A 16,592-nucleotide genomic window follows, 5' to 3' on the forward strand; every position below is an offset into this window, starting at 1 on the left:
GGCGACCCCCGCCGTGCTCATGTTTTTTTCTTCTTTGTTCATGCTGGAGAAGTGAATATGTAAATAAGTTTTTATGATTGGAAAGATCGCATCTCTTTCGATACAGTGAGCGCCTTTCGCATCTTCTTGGTCTGCATCAGTGATTCGTATCGAACAGCTACATAAAAATTATACCGTTGACGGCCGGTCCGTCAGTGCCTTGCGCAATATCAATCTGCAGGTTCGCAAAGGCAGTGTCTTCGGCATCATAGGGCGTTCCGGCGCGGGGAAAAGCACGCTATTGCGCGCGCTGAATCTGCTGGAAAGGCCGAGCGGCGGCCACGTTTATATTGACGGACAAGACATCACGCTGCTCGATAGCACAGGGTTGCATCAGTTGCGGCAACGCGTAGGTATGGTGTTCCAGCATTTCAATCTGCTTAATGCAAAGACGGTGGCTGAAAACATCGATTTTCCGCTAAAACTGGCGGGGCAGCACACACGTGAGCAGCGCAGCCGACGCGTGGATGAATTGCTGGAACTGGTGGGGCTTGCGGATCAGAAGGACAAATACCCCTCGCAGCTGTCGGGAGGACAAAAGCAGCGCGTGGGTATCGCCAGGGCCATCGCCAATTATCCGCACCTGTTGCTGTGTGATGAAGCGACATCGGCGCTGGATCCGGAAACTACGCAGGCAATCCTGCGCCTGCTGCTGGACATTAATCAAAAGCTGGGCCTGACCATCGTGCTGATCACCCATGAAATGCAGGTCATACGCACTCTTTGCGACCAGGTCGCCGTGATTGATGCGGGTGAAATTGTGGAGTCAGGGGATGTTACGGATGTCTTCCTGCATCCTCAGCATGCGGTGACCAAAAGCCTGGTCGCGGAGAACCAGGCGCTGGATATGGATGATTTGAATTTTTCCGGACGTGCTCCGGGCAGCCTGCTGCTGCGCCTGACATATACAGGCGCTGCTACCTGGCAGCCCATCCTGAGCCGTATTGCTGCACAGACCAAAGCCCAGATGGCCATCCTGCAAGGGACGATTGCCCGTATCAAAAATACGCCTTATGGACAATTGCTGGTGGAACTGGATGCCACCGCCGCCGAGAAAGAGTCTCTGTTTGAGTTGTTCCGGCAGATGCAGGTGCGGTATGAAATTATTGAAGGTGAGGCACGGTGATGGATTTTTCTCAAATAGACTGGGCCGACATAGGCCAGGCAACGCTGGATACATTAACGATGACCGGCTTTTCCCTGTTCTTTACCGTCATCCTGGGATTGCCGCTGGGCGTGCTGCTGTTCCTGACCGGCCGCAAGCAATTGCTGGAACAGCGGGGCATCTATGCGCTGCTGTCTTTCGTCGTGAACATCCTGCGCTCCGTGCCTTTTATCATCCTGCTCATCGTGCTGATACCGGTCACGCTTTTCCTGGTCGGCACTTCGCTGGGGGTGCCAGGCACCATTCCGCCGCTGGTCATCGGCACTACACCTTTTTTTGCGCGGCTGGTGGAAAACGTACTGCGTGAAGTGGACCGCGGCATTATCGAGGCCTGCCAGGCCATGGGTGCCAAGACGCATCAGATTATCGTTCAAGCGCTGCTGCCTGAAGCCATGCCGGGCCTGCTGGCTGCGGGCACAGTGACCACGATTGCACTGGTGTCCTATGCTGCGATGTCCGGCGTGATCGGCGGCGGCGGCCTGGGTGATCTGGCGTTGCGCTATGGCTATCAGCGTTTCCAGACCGACGTGATGATCGTCACGGTGGCGATCCTGGTGGTGCTGGTGCAGCTGCTGCAATTTTTCGGCGACAGGCTGGTCCTGCGCTTCACCCGCAAGTAGTTTTTTCTTTTTTCATCACAAGGAGTATTCATGTCATCCATATCCAAGCGCAAGTTCAGCCTGCTGCTGGCATCCTCATTGGCTTCTGTTGCACTGTTCGGCGCAGCGAGCGCACACGCGGCAGAAACTTTGACAATCGCCGCCAGCCCGGTGCCGCATGCCGAAATACTTGAGTTCATCAAGCCCCAGCTCGCAAAGCAGGGCGTGGACCTGAAGATCAAGGTATTCACTGACTATATCCAGCCCGCGGTGCAGGTCAACGAGAAACATCTGGACGGCAATTTCTTCCTGCACCAGCCCTACCTGGATGAATTTAAAAAGAGCCACAAGAATGATCTGGAAGTGCCAATTGCCAAGGTTCACGTAGAGCCTTTTGCTGCTTATTCCCGGAAATACAAGAAAGTGGCGGATCTGCCCAATGGCGCTACCGTCGCCATCCCCAACGATCCATCCAACTCCGGCCGTGCCTTGCTGCTGCTGGCCAAGCAGGGGCTGCTGAAGCTGAAAGACCCCACCAATATTTCAGCGACCAAAAAAGATATCATCGACAATCCCAAAAACCTGAAATTCCGCGAACTGGAAGCAGCGACCTTGCCACGTGTGCTGGACCAGGTGGACCTGGCCCTGATCAACACCAATTACGCGATCGAAGCCAAGCTGAACCCGGTCAAGGATTCGCTGTTCATTGAAGATGCCAATTCTCCATATGCGAATTTGCTGGTTGCCAGGGAAGACAATAAAAACAGCGATGCCTTTAAAAAACTGGTCGTCGCGCTGAATTCGCCGGAAGTGAAGAAATTCATTGAAGACAAATACAAAGGCGCGGTAGTACCGGCGTTCTGAGCGGGGTAAAGGAAGTGCGGCGATGATGTCGCCGTACAAAAATGGACGAAAAAAAACGCTGCTTGATAAGCAGCGTTCAGGCAGCGTTTTTTTTTGCGAAACCGAATTAGTTACGGATCACGCGTTTGTATTCATTGGTGCGGGTATCGATCTCGATCGAATCATCCTGGCTCACGAACAAAGGCACTTGAACAACGTGCATATTTGCTTCGATGGCGTTTTCAATCTTGGCTTCTTTCAGCACGTTGCCGGATGTATTGCCTTTGACCGCTGGTTCGGAATACACAACTTTACGAACGATAGTGGTTGGCAGTTCAACCGAGATGGCTTTGCCGTCGTAGAAAACCGCTTCGCATTCCATGCCGTCTTTCAGGTAATGCAATGCATCGCCCAGGTTTTCTTCTTCGATTTCATACTGTTCATATTCAGTGTCCATGAATACAAACAATGGGTCAGCGAAGTAAGAGTAAGTTACCGCTTTTTTGTCGAGCACGACAACGTCGAATTTGTCATCGCCGCGGAAAACGTTTTCCTGTGGGCTGTTTGTCAGAAGATTTTTCATCTTCCATTTGTAGGTGAAGCCCGTGCGGCTGGAGCCATTGACATCAGAGCGCAGAACGATCATGGGCTTGCTGTCGACCATAATAATGTTGCCAACACGAATTTCTTTTGCAGGTTTCATAGCGAATATACGTAAAAAGTAGGTTGCATAAAAATCATCTGTCGCCCACTGGCAAAAAGCCCTGCAAGACCACGGTTGATTAATTCAAAAACGCATTTAACAAATGCGTTCAAAAATACGTTAAAAATTAACCGTAGATTGTACCGCATTTTACTTGCGCTTAGCGCATTGCGTTGGCAAATTTCAGCAAATTCGATGCCAGATCACCGTTTGCCAATTGCAAATTCTGCCAATTTGTAGCCTCGCGGGCAATTCCGGACAGGCCCTCCGCAAAGTCGGGCCATGTTTCTGTCCAGTTGACTGTACCGGCCGTTACCCCGTTCCAGGCATAAGAGAGGGCAAGCAAGCCCGCTGTCGCAGGGGTATAGGCTTGCAGGAATGCCTTCAGTTTGACGTGATGCAAATTCTCGTCCTGAGGGTAGATATGCCAGATGAAGGGCTTTCCGGCCCACTGCGCCCGTACGAAAGAATCCTCGCCCCGGACAAAATTGACATCGCACGACCACAGCAGTTTGTCGTAATCCGGCTGCGGTATAAAAGGCAGTACGCGGACCGTCAGCGCACCGTGGGTTGCGGTTGCACCTGCTTTCGCGGGGATGCCAAGAAAGGTTTCAAGCGCTTCGGTGGCAACGCCTTCCGGCACCAGGCAGGTGACGGCCCTGCCACCGGTTTGCCAGGCCTGAAAGAGTGCGGAAACCGGCGCCTGCGGATAACAGAACAGCGATACTTTCAGCGAAGAGATTTCGGCTGGCGTCATGCCGAAACGGGCAAGGAAATCGTCTGCGTGGGCCGGACGGGATTGAAAATCCAGGCGTAGCTCTTCGAGTGAGGCTTCTCTCAGCAGGCCTCCGGTACGGCGGGTAAAGCCTGGGAAGAAAAAATACTTGGTCAGCGATAAGGACGGATGGGGCGACGGCAGCGTGTGGCAGCCTTCGACCCAGGTTTCCGCAGTCAGGCCTTCCAGGTTCAGCCACACAGGCCGCTGCTCGCAGCGCGCCATGGCGGCAATGTATCCCGGGGGAATGTCACAGGCGAAAAATTCAATGACGATATCGGCGATATCTTCGGCTGCAAACTCGCCACCTTGGCCGCGCCAGTGCTGCACGGTGATGTTGTCGACCTGCTGGAGCTCGCGGCCGGTATCGACAGCAGGGCAGATGCGCTGAAAACTGCGCAAGTCATCCACCCATAGCGTGACGGCAATGCTGTGTTCCTGTTCCAGTTGTTTGGCGAGGCGCCAGCAGATGCCGATGTCGCCATAGTTGTCGACGACTTTGCAAAACAGGGCGAGCGTTGTGGAGCGATTCTTTTTTGAAGGCATGTCAGCTGATTCAAGATGCAAAAATGCATGTACGCAGAGCCGGGGAGGCCGCGTGCGTCCAGCCTTGCCGGTTAGCGAAAATTATTTTTCCACTCGCGCAAGGCGCCGAAATTACTGGCATCGTCTTTGTCTGCCTGGATCTTTCCTGCTATTACCAGGCGTTCCTGCACCGACGCTTCCCTGATCCTCAGGAAGGGATTGGTCTGCCTTTCCAGTGCAATCTGCGTAGGGACAGTCGGGATGCCATGATCGCGCTTGTCTTGCTCGGTCAGTATGCGCGTCGCCAGTGCCTGGTTGTCCGGCTCGACTTCGCGCGCGAAGCGCAGATTCGACATTGTGTATTCATGCGCACAGTACACGGCAGTGTCGCCGGGCAGCGCTGCCAGCTTGTCCAGCGAGGTCAGCATTTGCGATGGCGTTCCCTCGAACAGCCTGCCGCAGCCGCCGGCGAATAACGTGTCGCCGCAAAACAGCCAGTGTTGCTGCGCTGAATAATACGCGATATGGCCGCGGGTATGGCCGGGAACTTCGATGACGTCCAGTTCCAGCCCCAGTCCGGGCACGGTGATGTGCTGGTCCTGGTGCAGCTTCTGGCTTACCGCAGCGATATTGTCGTTGGCAGGGCCAAAAACCGGCACCTGCCTGTGCGCCAGCAATGCGGGCACGCCGCCGATATGGTCGGCGTGGTGATGTGTCAGTAAAATAGCGGATAATTCCAGCTGATTTTCTTGCAGTGCAGCGAGGATGGGCGCGGCGTCGCCGGGATCCACCGCTGCTGCATGCTTGCCGTCGTGGATGAGCCACAGATAGTTGTCGTCAAATGCGGGGACAGTCAATATACTCAGGGTATTCTTCATAGGATGGCATGGATACAAAGCAAAATCCCATTATAGACCTAGGCGCGTGGTTGGAGAGCCCGGCGGGATGCTATATCCGCGAGTGGGAGCAAGCTTGCCTGGACAGCCTGACGGCAGATATTTTTGGGTTTAATGCAGTGCAGATCGGCATGCCGCAGATCAATGCGCTGGCAGCGAACCGTATGCCCAACAAATGGCTGACGGCAACTGAGTTCCCGTCTGAACCGCAAGCTGCCAAGCCAACGCCTATTGTAGTGGTGCACGATTTTACCGAGTTGCCTTTTCATTCGCAAAGCCTGGATCTGGTGGTGCTCCCGCATGTGCTGGAATTTGCCGCGGAACCGCACCAGATACTGCGCGAGGTGGACCGGGTGCTGATCCCTGAGGGCAGGGTGATCATCTGTGGCTTTAACCGCGCCAGCCTGTGGGGAGCAAGGCAGGCGGCGGGCCGCATGACAAATTCGTATTTCCTGCCGAAAGAAGGGGAGTTCATCGGCGTGCCGCGCATGAAGGATTGGCTGAAGCTGTTGAATATGGAGGTCAGCCGCGGCCATTTCGGCTGTTATGCGCCGCCTTTCGCGGCAGACAAATGGCTGCACCGCTTTGCGTTCATGGAAAAGGCCGGCCATCGCTGGTGGCCTTACCTGGGTGCGGTCTATGTGATACAGGGGATCAAGCGGGTAAAAGGCATGCACCTGATCGGCCCGGCCTGGAAGAAAAGCCCTGTTAAACAAGGCCATGCGGTACCGGTGGCAAACAAGATAAAGAAGAATGGATAAAGTAGAAATTTATACGGATGGCGCCTGCAAGGGAAACCCTGGGGTAGGCGGCTGGGGTGCATTGCTGAAAGCGGGCGAGCATGCGAAAGAACTGTTCGGCGGCGAACCCGATACAACCAATAACCGCATGGAATTGATGGCAGTGATCAAGGCGCTGGAATTGCTGAAGCGCCCTTGCCAAATTGTCGTGCATACCGACAGCCAGTATGTGCTGAAAGGCATCACTGAATGGATCAAGGGCTGGAAGGCCAAAGGCTGGCGCACCGCTTCCAAGGCGCCGGTGAAAAACGTGGATCTGTGGCAGGCGCTGGACGAAGCACAGTCGATGCACCAGATCGAGTGGATATGGGTGCGTGGGCACTCCGGCCACCCAGGCAACGAAAGGGCGGACCAGCTAGCCAATCTCGGCGTCGACTCCGTCAGAAAATAAGCATTTGGAACAAGGAAGCTCGCGCATGCTGAAATGGATACGGCCCGGCCATCATAATTTGCGGCTCTGGCAACTGATGGTGCTGATCGTCGTCTTTGGATGCTGGCATGTGGCGACCAGGGATCCGCAAATTGCCTTTTTCTTTGGCGAGCCGCTGAAAGTCTTGCTGCGGGTGTGGCAGTGGTTCACGGTAGGCAGCGGTTCGCTGGACATCGGCCTAGGCGACTCTACCTGGTTCACGCTGACTTTCCCTGCAGAGATATATTCGCATCTGCTGGTCACGCTGACGGAAACCCTGCTGGCCTTCGCCATCGGCACGCTGCTGGGCTTGGGCATGGGCTTATGGCTTGCGCTGTCGCCGGTGGCGTCGGCAATCCTCGATCCGTATATCAAGGCCGCCAATTCCATGCCGCGCGTGATCCTGGCACCGATCTTTGCAATGTGGTTCGGGCTGGGTATCTGGTCCAAGGTGGCCCTGGCAGTGACGCTGGTCTTCTTCATCGTCTTCTTCAATGTCTACCAGGGCGTCAAGGAAGTCAGCCCCGTGGTGCTGGCAAATGCGCGCATGTTGGGCGCCAATGCGCGGCAACTGTTGCGCGACGTGTATCTGCCGTCCGCCACGTCCTGGGTGTTTTCCAGCCTGCATACGTCGGTGGGGCTGGCGTTCGTGGGGGCGATCGTTGGTGAATACCTCGGCTCTGCACGCGGCGTCGGTTACCTGATCCTGCAGGCGGAGGGCAGCTTCGACATCAATACCGTATTCGCCGGCATCATCGTGCTGACGGTGTTTGCGCTGATACTGGATGGCGCAGTGGGCCTGATAGAAAAGCGGCTGATGAAATGGCAGCCGCAAGCCGGCACTACGGAAAAAATCTGACCTTCCCGGCCCTTGTTTTTCAAAGGCATATTTATTGCTAGGAATTTACCAGGAAAACAGCAATGCGCCGATTTGGTGCGGCCATGAATAAGGAGCGAAAATGCCTAGTGTACAAAAAATGCCGAATGCCCGGAAAATGCGTCAGCCTCAACAGATCTACCCCCGTATTGCCATCGCTGGTTTGCTGTTGCTGTATGCGGCGTCGGTCTTTGCGCATGACGGCGTGCATACTGCGGCGATGGGATTTGCCGAAGGGTTTGCGCATCCGTTTTCCGGCATTGACCATTTGCTGGCCATGCTGGGCATAGGCTTGTGGGCAGCGCAAAACAAGCGTTCCGCGCTGTGGGTGCTGCCGCTGGCTTTTCCCTTGATGATGATCCTGGGCGCCGTACTGGCGACTGCCGGCATGGGCATGTCGTTTGCCGAACTGGGCATTGCCAGTTCAGTCGCAGTGCTTGGCCTGCTGATTGCATTCGCAGTACGCATGCCGGTATGGGGGGCGGCAATACTGGTGTCCCTGTTCGGCATGTTCCACGGTTATTCGCACGGCGTGGAGATGCCGAAGGGCGCCGCTATCGGCATGTTCGGACTTGGTTTTGTGATGGCGACCTTGCTGCTGCATGTGGCGGGCTTGGCGATAGGCTTGCTGGCAAGGCATCCGCGTGCACTGTCCGCAGTGCGGGTAAGCGGGATTGGCATTGCCGCGGTCGGCATGTACTTGCTAGCATCCTGATTCGAAGACGAGTGCGTCCCGGATGGCGTATAGCGCAATCCGGGATCTGTACCACAAGGCAGCCCGCCGGACTGCGCCACGCTCCATCAGGCTACAATTCCTGAATCACGACCTCAAACCCTCAATCATCTGCTCCAGCTTCACGGTATCGGCACAGAATGCGCGTATGCCTTCCGACAGCTTTTCCGTCGCCATCGCATCTTCATTCAGCTGGAAGCGGAAAGATTTTTCATCCATCGATATTCTTTCTACGTCCGACGCCTGCGCTGCTTCCTTGCTCAGCTTCGACGTAATTGCCGTTGTCGAGTCGGCCAGTTTCTGCAGCAGGTCCGGGCTGATAGTCAAAAGGTCGCAGCCTGCCAGTTCCAGGATTTGCGAAGTATTGCGAAAGCTCGCGCCCATGATCTCGGTGTCGTAGCCGAACTTGCGGTAGTAGTTGTAGATACGTTTGACCGACAGCACGCCGGGGTCGTCTGCGCCGTAGATTTCCTGGCCGGTCTGCTTTTTGAACCAGTCGTAGATGCGGCCGACAAAAGGCGAAATCAGCTGGGCGCCGGCTTCTGCACAGGCTACCGCCTGCGGCAGGCAGAACAGCAGCGTCATGTTGCAGCGTATGCCTTCTTTTTCCAGGATTTCTGCCGCGCGTATGCCTTCCCATGTGGAGGCAATCTTGATCAGCACGCGTTCGCGAGATATGCCGGCGGCTTCATACAGCGCGATCAGGTGGCGGCCCTTGGCGACAGTAGCCTCGGTATCGAAAGACAGCCTGGCGTCGGTCTCGGTCGATACACGGCCGGGAATAACGTTCAATATCTGCAAGCCGAAAGCGATCAGCAGATGGTCTATGGTTTCCGCAATGGATTTGCCGGCATGTTCCTTGACCGCTTGTTCCAGCAGTGGACGGTATTCCGCCTTTTGTACCGCCTTCAGGATCAGTGAGGGATTAGTGGTCGCATCTTGCGGCGCATACGCCTTGATGGACTGAAAATCGCCGGTATCGGCAACGACGGTGGTGTATTGTTTTAGCTGTTCAAGTTGGTTCATGATCTTTATTTTCTCGTTAGGGCTTTACTTCGACAATCGCGCTACCTGTAACAATATCACCAACGATGTCGCCGATGACGGCAGCATCGAAAAAATCTCCTGCTTTAAACAGCGCCAGGACCTCGGCTACGTCTTCTTCCGCGCAGGACACCAGCAGGCCGCCCGAAGTTTGCGGATCGGTCAGCAGTTTGTGCTGCGCCGGACTGACGCCGGCGTCCAGCGCGACGTCGTGGCCGTAAGCAGCCCAGTTGCGCGCCGATGCGCCGGTGACGAAGCCGGCCTCCACCAGTTGCACGACATTTGGCAATAATGGAATCTGCGACATGTTCAGTTGCGCCTTGACGCCGGCGCCGCGGCAAATTTCCAGCAGGTGGCCCAGCAGGCCGAAGCCCGTCACATCGGTCAGCGCATGCACGCCCTTCATGCCGGACAAGGCCTGGCCAGGGCGGTTCAACTTGGTGGTATTGGCGATCATGGTTGCGTAGCCGACTGCATCGAGTGCTTCCTTCTTCAATGCAGCGGACAGTACGCCCACGCCCAGCGGCTTGCCGAGGATCAGTTTGTCGCCGACCCTGGCGTCCGAATTGCGCTTGACCTTGGATGGATGGATCAGTCCCAGCACTACCAGGCCGTAGATAGGTTCGACCGAATCAATGGTATGTCCGCCGGCGATAGGAATGCCGGCTTCGGCGCAGATGGACTCTCCGCCCTTGATGATCTGGCCAATGATTTCTACCGGCAACTGGTTGATGGGCATACCGACTAATGCCAGCGCCATGATGGGCGTGCCGCCCATCGCATAGACGTCCGAGATGGCATTGGTGGCGGCGATTCTGCCGAAATCGTAGGGATCGTCGACGATGGGCATGAAAAAATCCGTCGTGGCGATCAATGCCTGTTCATCGTTGAGCTTATAGACGGCGGCGTCGTCGGACGTCTCTATTCCCACCATCAGCGCAGGCGGCACCGGAAAGCCGGATGAGTTTTTCAGGATTTCCGACAGCACGCCGGGGGCGATCTTGCAGCCGCAGCCGCCGCCATGTGAAAACGAAGTGAGCCGGATCGGTGCCGAGCCTGTGGCACCGGGTGCCGCGCTGTTTGCTGTATCCATAGATATATTTATCCTGCCAACGGCAAAAATAGGGTGGTTTTCTTTTGCTTAAAATGCATGCGGTTTCATGCTATTGTGCGGTTTTGGCGCTCTGCAATTTTCATTCGATGATACTGACCAAGCCCTCATTCCGAAACGCTTCCGCGCGCGAGCTGGGGCTGGCCCTGCGCAATGCCCATGATTATACGCTGACCTTGTTCGATTGCTTTGCTGCGGCAGGCATGGACGATATTGCCGGGCTAGAAAAGAATGTGCTGTTCAGCCCGCCCTTGTGGACGCTTGGCCACCTGGCCTGGTTTGCCGAATGGTTTGTGCTGCGCGAAGCGCAGAGCAGCCATCCGGCGGCCGCCGTAAAAACCTCCATCCTGACCAAGGGCGATGACTGGTTCGATCCTGTCACTGTCGTACAATCGTCGCGCTGGTCGCTGGGTCTGCCGAAACCTGGCCAGCTGAAAACCTATTTCAATGAAGTGTTCGACCGCGTGCAGGATAAGCTCAGCCGGGAAGCAAATGACGATGCTGCGCTGTATCCGTACAGGCTGGCATTGGCCTACCAGGACATGCAAGGCGAACATTGGGTCGGCATGCTGCAGGCGCTGGGCCTGCATGCACCGGTAGCGCTGGAGCGTCACGCGACGCCATCGTGGGCGCAGGGTGAAATACGCTTTCCCGGCGGGACCTTGCAGATGGGCAGCAATACGGATGAGGGCTTTGTCTTCGATAATGAAAAATGGGTGCATGCGGTATATGTGCCGGCTTTCGTCATGGATTCCAACCTGATCAGCAATGCGCAATTTGCCGAGTTTGTCGGCGATAACGGCTATCAACGGCCGCAATACTGGTCCAATGCCGGCAGGCAATGGCTGATGGAGCAGGAACGTTCGGCGCCGCAAGGCTGGCTGCGTGACGGCCACTGGTGGCGGTGTGAGCGCTTTGGCCGCCATCTGTCGCTGATTGCGAATGAACCGGTCCGGCACATCAGTCTGTATGAAGCGCAGGCCTATTGCCAATGGGCGGATCGCCGCCTGCCAACCGAATCTGAATGGGAATTTGCTGCCGATTCCGGTCACGCTGCATTCCGCTGGGGTGATCTGTGGGAATGGACATGCACGCCCTTTGAGCCCTATCCGGGGTTTTTACCCGATGCTTTTACCGGTTATTCCGAACCCGCTTTTTCCAGCCACCAAAGTGTGCGCGGCGCATCTTTTGTTACGCCGCCCCGCATGCGCTCGCTGAAGCACCGGAAGTTTTGCCTGCCTGAAAGCGATGATATTTTCGTGGGCTTTCGCACCTGCCGCCCTTAAGCCTTGCCTGGCAAGCAAACTGTGGCAAGTGGGTGAATCCAATAAAAAAAGCGACTGGTGACAGTCGCTTTTTTGCTTGTTCAAACTGGCACTGCCCGTGTTGCGAGGGCTGGTGCTGCAGTTTGCCGATTACCGGTCGCTGAAAGAACGGCGTGCGCCGGTTGTTTCGCCGGAGCGTGTACCTTTGTAGCCGCCGCTGCCTTCTTTGCGGGGGCCTGCGCTGGAACCGGTGGTGCCTGAACCTGGCTTGCTGAAAGTACGCTGGCCCGGTTTGTGGTCACGGTTGCCGGTGGATGGGCCGGTGCGTTTGTCGCCCGGTTTCCAGCCGCCTGGTTTACGTGCCGCGCTGCGGGGAGCGGATGCTGTTTTCTTCGGTTCAAAACCTTCGATGACATCGACCGGGATCAATTGCTTGGTGAAGCGCTCGATACGTTTGACGTTGATGCCTTCTGCATGGTTCACCAGCGAAATTGCCATACCGTTGCGGCCTGCACGGCCGGTACGGCCGATACGGTGCACGTAGTCTTCAGGGAACTTCGGCAGATCGTAGTTGAATACGTGCGTGATGGCCGGCACGTCGATGCCGCGGGCGGCAACGTCGGTGGCTACCAGTACGCGAACCTGGCCGCGGCGCAATGCATCCAGTGTGCGGTTACGCGCGCCCTGGTGCATGTCGCCATGCAATGCCGCAGCAGCGAAACCTGCAATGTTCAGACGGTCTGCAATGGTATCCGCATCGCGCTTGGTGGCGGTAAATACTACAGCCTGGTCAACGGAGACGTCGCGCAGCAGATGGTCCAGCATACGGTTTTTATGCGACAGGTCATCCACGAAGTGGACTTTCTGCGTGATGTTTTCATGCTTGGTCGCGGAGCCGGCGATCTGGATGATCATCGGGTCTTTGGTAATGCGGCGGGCCATATTGCCGACTACGCCGTCGAGTGTTGCGGAGAACAGCATGGTCTGGCGTGTCGCAGGAGTTGCATCGACGATTTTTTCGATATCGTCAATAAAGCCCATGTCCAGCATACGGTCGGCTTCGTCCAGCACCAGAATTTCCAGTTCGGAGAAATCAATCTTGCCGGATTCCATATGGTCGATCAGGCGGCCTGGAGTAGCAACCAGGATTTCCGGATTACGGGACAGCAATTGCATCTGTTTTGGATAAGGCATGCCACCCAGGATGGACACGGCCTTGATGCGGCGTGTATAGGCGCTGTATTTGTCTGTTGCTGTTGTTACTTGCAGGGCCAGTTCGCGGGTTGGTGTCAACACCAGCATTTTCGGCTTGGCTGCCTGGAAGCGCGGACGGTCGCCGCGAGCACGTGCTGCCTGGCGTTCCTGGTTAGGCGTCTTGCCTGCATCTGTGTCCATGACGTCTGCGGCAGTAGCAAATTTATGCAGTGCAGGCAGCATGAAGGCGGCAGTTTTGCCGGAACCGGTTTGCGAGGAAACCAGCAGGTCGCGGCCGCTGATCGCAGCGGGGACAGCTTGCTCTTGCACGCCGGTAGGTTTGGTGTAGCCTGCATCGGACAAAGCGCGGATGATGGACGTGTGTAGGCCTAATGCTTCAAAAGTCATTTATTTCTTTCCTGAGTGGCTGCAAACAACCATGCCCAGCGCAGGCGCTGAACCGGTATTCCCAATCACTTATCGTTAAAATTACGTCATGCAGATGCATGAGCGCGCAAAAAAGCAACGCCAACCAAACGAAATGACTCAAAGAATACCAAACGGAATACGATGAAATTTCGGCACAAAAGCTTTGCGCCGGGACGATGTCTAGAAGAGATACAAGACATACAAGGCGGGAGGGCTTTTACTTTGCTGCATCTGTACTTCTCATTGGATGCGCATAGGCTTGCGGTGCTGCAAAAACACTATAAATAAAACTTGCTACCCGGGATTACAGGGTGTTGCATAAGTAATATTGCAGTGCACAAACAGAATGATACAGTATTTCCCGGGAAAAAGCAGCCCTTATTGAACTCTTTGTTCAATATATCAACGCTAATTTCCTTATTACTTGCCGATTGGATAGGAAATCGGCATTTTCATGGGGGGTGAGGGAAAAAGCATGGGGCTTCTCAGCCCCATGCCCATCCACCAAGGTCAAGCCGGAATTACGGTACGCGACGTTCGATGGTGATCTGCTCCACTTCAACGCGGCGATTCGGTTCCAGGCACTTGATCAGGGCTGTGCGGTTTTTGTCCGTGCATTCCACGACAGGATTGCTTTCACCTTTGCCTTGCGCCGTTAGGCGGTTGCCGGCGATGCCTTTTCCGGTCAGGTAGGCTTTTACTGCTTCAGCGCGGCGTTGCGACAGTTTCATATTATATTTGTCGGAGCCCAGGCGATCGGTATAACCGGTGACCACAACGTCGTTGATTTGCGTATTGTCATTCAGCACTTGTGCGATCTGGTCCAGTTTCGGCTGGTCCGGGCCCAGTTTGGCGCTGTCGAAAGCAAACAATTCCGTGGCTGTCAGCGTCACTTTTTCAAAACGTGGCGGTGGCGGGGCCATTGGTGCTGGCGCCGGCATCGGTTGCGGCGCGGCTGCCTGCGGCATCGGTTCCGGCGCGCGTTCTACCGGGCGGGTAGGTGTGCTGCCGAAAGCATACGTCAGGCCCACATTAAGGTAATTGTTGTTGCTGTGGCCGAAATTGAAGTCGTCACCGCGCATGAAGCCATGCACGCGGCGCAGGTCGGCCTGCATGGCCCAACGGTCGGAGAAGCCATATTGAAAACCGATACCGGCATTCAAATAAGGAGAAGTTTTGCGGGTTTCCACCAGTGCGCGGTTCAGTTTGTCGCGTTCGGCGCCACCGCCTATCAGCAGGAAGGGACGGAAGCTTTTACGTGAGAACATATACAGCGCATCCACGCCCAGCGTGTTTTGCTGGTAACGCTGGCCATTGTCGCGGTCACGGCCATAGCTGGTGCCAAATTGGACATCCCAGTTAGGCGCTATGGGTTTGCCAAATCGCAGCGCGGCGGATTCGCCCCTGTCGCCGGCGCCGAAGCGGGAATCAGCATCCAGGACGCCGAGGCTGGGGGCGATGTACCAGGATGGGTTGTAGTCGTAGTTTTCCGGCGCGCGTTGCGCGAGTGCGGAGGCGCTTGCTGCGCACAATAAGAGGCTGGCGGCTGCGAACTGGGTTAACTTGCTGTGTGGTGTATGCATGGTGCTCCTTAAATATTGAACAGAATCCCAGAGAACTGGATAAAAAATTTATAGCAATGCCTGGACGCTGAACGCAGATTAAGTGACGAGTGGCTAATACTTCTGTTCGGCTTCTAACACAGGTTCTTTTGAGCAGTTTTTTTACACGTAATGCCGCAGGGTGTTGTGTATTCACGTCAATTAGCGGTGACGCATCGCAGTTCGCTGGGAGCGTTACTGGAATACAATGATGTTTTGCGGGCATCCTTATCGTTAACCAGGCCATTCCACATTTGAAAACCGATATCCAATTCCGCTTGCGCATACGCCGCGGCGACGAGGTCGTGATAGGCCCGGGGAAAATTGCGCTGCTGGAAGCGATTGCCGCGACAGGCTCCATTTCGGCCGCTGCCCGCACGCTGGACATGTCCTACAGGCGCGCATGGCTGTTGACCGATGAAATGAACCGTGGCTTGACGATGCCGGTGGTGGAGGCTAAAAGCGGCGGGAGCAAAGGCGGCGGTGCGGCGCTGACGCCGACAGCGATGGAAATCATTGCCCGTTACAGGGCGATAGAAAAGATTGCGCAAAAGGCTGCACAGCAGGATCTGGATGCGCTACTTGGCATGATTGCCAGATAGGCTGGGACCGGCTCAATTACAGCAGGAACAATGGAGAGAGGGATCTCCCTCGCCGCGAATGGGCGAGGGAAGAGGGTGCAGTAGTGCCGGAACTTCCGCTTATTCGGCCAGGCCCATGGCGTGCGAATAGCCGCCATCGACGTAAGTGATTTCGCCGGTGATACCGCCAGCCAGAGGCGACAGCAGGAAAGCCGCGGCGTTGCCGACGTCTTCTATCGTCACATTGCGGCGCAGCGGTGAGTTCGCTGCAACCACGCTCAATATCTTGCCGAAATCCTTGATGCCGCTGGCAGCCAGGGTCTTGATGGGGCCGGCTGAAATGCCATTGACGCGGATGCCGCGTTTGCCCAAAGATTCTGCCAGATAACGCACGCTGGCTTCCAGGGATGCTTTCGCCAAGCCCATCGTGTTGTAGTTGGGCGTGGCGCGCAAGGCGCCGAGATAGCTCAGTGTCAGCAGCGCGGCATCCTGGCGCAGCATCGGCAACGCAGCCTTGGCCAGCGCAGGGAAACTGTAAGAAGAAATGTCGTGTGCGATACGGAAGGATTCACGCGACAGGCCGTCCAGGAAATCGCCGGCAATGGCTTCACGCGGTGCAAAGCCTATCGCATGCACCAGACCGTCCAGTCCGTCCCAGGACTTGGCCAGTTCGGCAAATACGGCGTTGATCTGCTCATCGCTGCCGACATCGCAGTCAAACACCAGTTCACTGCCGAATTCCTTGGCAAATTCAGTGATCCTGTCCTTGAAACGCTCGCCCTGATAGGTGAACGCCAGTTCAGCGCCTTCACGGTGGCACGATTTGGCAATGCCGTAAGCAATAGAGCGGTTGGACAGCACACCGGTGATCAGAATTTTTTTGCCTTGCAGAAATGCCATGTTAACTCCTGGTATTACCGCGCGCCGCGCGGTAAGGTTTTATGCCATGCGCTATAAGCGCATGTTGATGATCGAATGGTCGAATAGCCGGCTATCGGCAGCG

At 55.8% G+C, this 16,592-nt stretch carries 17 protein-coding genes; 9 read left to right on the top strand and 8 right to left on the bottom strand.

All coding sequences use genetic code 11. The annotated features are described in order from the left end of the window. Positions 1-139 precede the first annotated feature (139 nt). Genes ACO0LO_RS17785 through ACO0LO_RS17795 form a run of 3 tightly spaced genes read left to right on the top strand, consistent with a single transcriptional unit; the run spans position 140 to position 2,667 of the window. Positions 140-1,165 carry a methionine ABC transporter ATP-binding protein gene (locus ACO0LO_RS17785; protein WP_422965827.1) on the top strand — a complete coding sequence of 342 codons (1,026 nt, stop codon included), beginning with the start codon at positions 140-142 and terminating at the stop codon, positions 1,163-1,165. Next, the gene (locus ACO0LO_RS17790) at positions 1,165-1,824 is read left to right on the top strand and encodes a methionine ABC transporter permease (protein ID WP_422965829.1); all 660 of its coding nucleotides are present in this window, start codon (positions 1,165-1,167) and stop codon (positions 1,822-1,824) included. Before ACO0LO_RS17785 ends, ACO0LO_RS17790 begins: the two co-directional genes overlap by 1 nt. A 30-nt stretch (positions 1,825-1,854) precedes the next feature. Next, entirely contained in the window at positions 1,855-2,667 is an 813-nt protein-coding gene (locus ACO0LO_RS17795; RefSeq protein WP_422965831.1) for a MetQ/NlpA family ABC transporter substrate-binding protein, read from the top strand. Positions 2,668-2,773: 106 nt separating this feature from the next. On the opposite strand, the gene ACO0LO_RS17800 is transcribed toward ACO0LO_RS17795, so the two are convergent. From ACO0LO_RS17800 to gloB, 3 genes are all read right to left on the bottom strand, one after another. Further along, a complete protein-coding gene (locus ACO0LO_RS17800) occupies positions 2,774-3,349 on the bottom strand; it encodes an elongation factor P (RefSeq protein ID WP_422965833.1) in 576 nt (191 codons plus the stop codon). A gap of 160 nt (positions 3,350-3,509) precedes the next feature. Then, a complete protein-coding gene (earP, locus tag ACO0LO_RS17805; RefSeq protein WP_422965835.1) occupies positions 3,510-4,670 on the bottom strand; it encodes an elongation factor P maturation arginine rhamnosyltransferase EarP in 1,161 nt (386 codons plus the stop codon). Positions 4,671-4,741: 71 nt separating this feature from the next. Beyond that, positions 4,742-5,527 (bottom strand): hydroxyacylglutathione hydrolase, encoded by a 786-nt coding sequence (gene gloB, locus ACO0LO_RS17810; RefSeq protein ID WP_422965837.1) that lies wholly within the window; start codon positions 5,525-5,527, stop codon positions 4,742-4,744. An 8-nt stretch (positions 5,528-5,535) separates the two neighbouring features. Here gloB and ACO0LO_RS17815 point away from each other — a divergent pair, with 8 nt between their 5' ends. The 4 genes from ACO0LO_RS17815 to ACO0LO_RS17830 all read left to right on the top strand — a co-directional run bounded on the left by ACO0LO_RS17815 (position 5,536) and on the right by ACO0LO_RS17830 (position 8,346). After that, positions 5,536-6,306 carry a class I SAM-dependent methyltransferase gene (locus tag ACO0LO_RS17815; RefSeq protein ID WP_422965839.1) on the top strand — a complete coding sequence of 257 codons (771 nt, stop codon included), beginning with the start codon at positions 5,536-5,538 and terminating at the stop codon, positions 6,304-6,306. Then, a complete protein-coding gene (gene rnhA / locus ACO0LO_RS17820; protein ID WP_422965840.1) occupies positions 6,299-6,736 on the top strand; it encodes a ribonuclease HI in 438 nt (145 codons plus the stop codon). Before ACO0LO_RS17815 ends, rnhA begins: the two co-directional genes overlap by 8 nt. Positions 6,737-6,761: 25 nt before the next feature. Next, a complete protein-coding gene (locus tag ACO0LO_RS17825) occupies positions 6,762-7,613 on the top strand; it encodes an ABC transporter permease (protein ID WP_422965842.1) in 852 nt (283 codons plus the stop codon). Between the two features lie 136 nt (positions 7,614-7,749). Then, positions 7,750-8,346, top strand: coding sequence for a HupE/UreJ family protein (locus ACO0LO_RS17830; RefSeq protein ID WP_422965909.1), 597 nt, complete (start codon positions 7,750-7,752; stop codon positions 8,344-8,346). Between the two features lie 105 nt (positions 8,347-8,451). Here ACO0LO_RS17830 and tal read toward each other — a convergent pair whose 3' ends face one another. Continuing rightward, entirely contained in the window at positions 8,452-9,390 is a 939-nt protein-coding gene (gene tal / locus ACO0LO_RS17835; protein WP_422965844.1) for a transaldolase, read from the bottom strand. A gap of 16 nt (positions 9,391-9,406) precedes the next feature. Continuing rightward, complete coding sequence (selD, locus tag ACO0LO_RS17840) at positions 9,407-10,501, bottom strand: selenide, water dikinase SelD (RefSeq protein WP_422965846.1); 1,095 nt, start codon at positions 10,499-10,501, stop codon at positions 9,407-9,409. A gap of 107 nt (positions 10,502-10,608) precedes the next feature. On the opposite strand from selD, the gene senA reads away from it, so the two are divergent. Next, complete coding sequence (gene senA, locus ACO0LO_RS17845; RefSeq protein WP_422965848.1) at positions 10,609-11,805, top strand: selenoneine synthase SenA; 1,197 nt, start codon at positions 10,609-10,611, stop codon at positions 11,803-11,805. Positions 11,806-11,934: 129 nt separating this feature from the next. Here the strand turns inward: senA and ACO0LO_RS17850 are convergent, their stop codons facing one another. Together ACO0LO_RS17850 and ACO0LO_RS17855 are read right to left on the bottom strand one after the other, a co-directional pair. Next, positions 11,935-13,386, bottom strand: coding sequence for a DEAD/DEAH box helicase (locus ACO0LO_RS17850; protein ID WP_422965850.1), 1,452 nt, complete (start codon positions 13,384-13,386; stop codon positions 11,935-11,937). 542 nt (positions 13,387-13,928) lie between these two features. Next, a complete protein-coding gene (locus tag ACO0LO_RS17855; RefSeq protein WP_422965852.1) occupies positions 13,929-14,990 on the bottom strand; it encodes an OmpA family protein in 1,062 nt (353 codons plus the stop codon). A gap of 272 nt (positions 14,991-15,262) precedes the next feature. Between ACO0LO_RS17855 and ACO0LO_RS17860 the strand changes: the two genes are divergently transcribed. Continuing rightward, a complete protein-coding gene (locus ACO0LO_RS17860) occupies positions 15,263-15,610 on the top strand; it encodes a winged helix-turn-helix domain-containing protein (RefSeq protein WP_422965854.1) in 348 nt (115 codons plus the stop codon). Between the two features lie 99 nt (positions 15,611-15,709). Here ACO0LO_RS17860 and fabI read toward each other — a convergent pair whose 3' ends face one another. Continuing rightward, a complete protein-coding gene (fabI, locus tag ACO0LO_RS17865; protein WP_422965856.1) occupies positions 15,710-16,489 on the bottom strand; it encodes an enoyl-ACP reductase FabI in 780 nt (259 codons plus the stop codon). Between the last annotated feature and the right edge of the window lie 103 nt (positions 16,490-16,592).

It is taken from the genome of Undibacterium sp. TJN25, assembly GCF_049339885.1.
GTDB lineage: Bacteria > Pseudomonadota > Gammaproteobacteria > Burkholderiales > Burkholderiaceae_D > Undibacterium.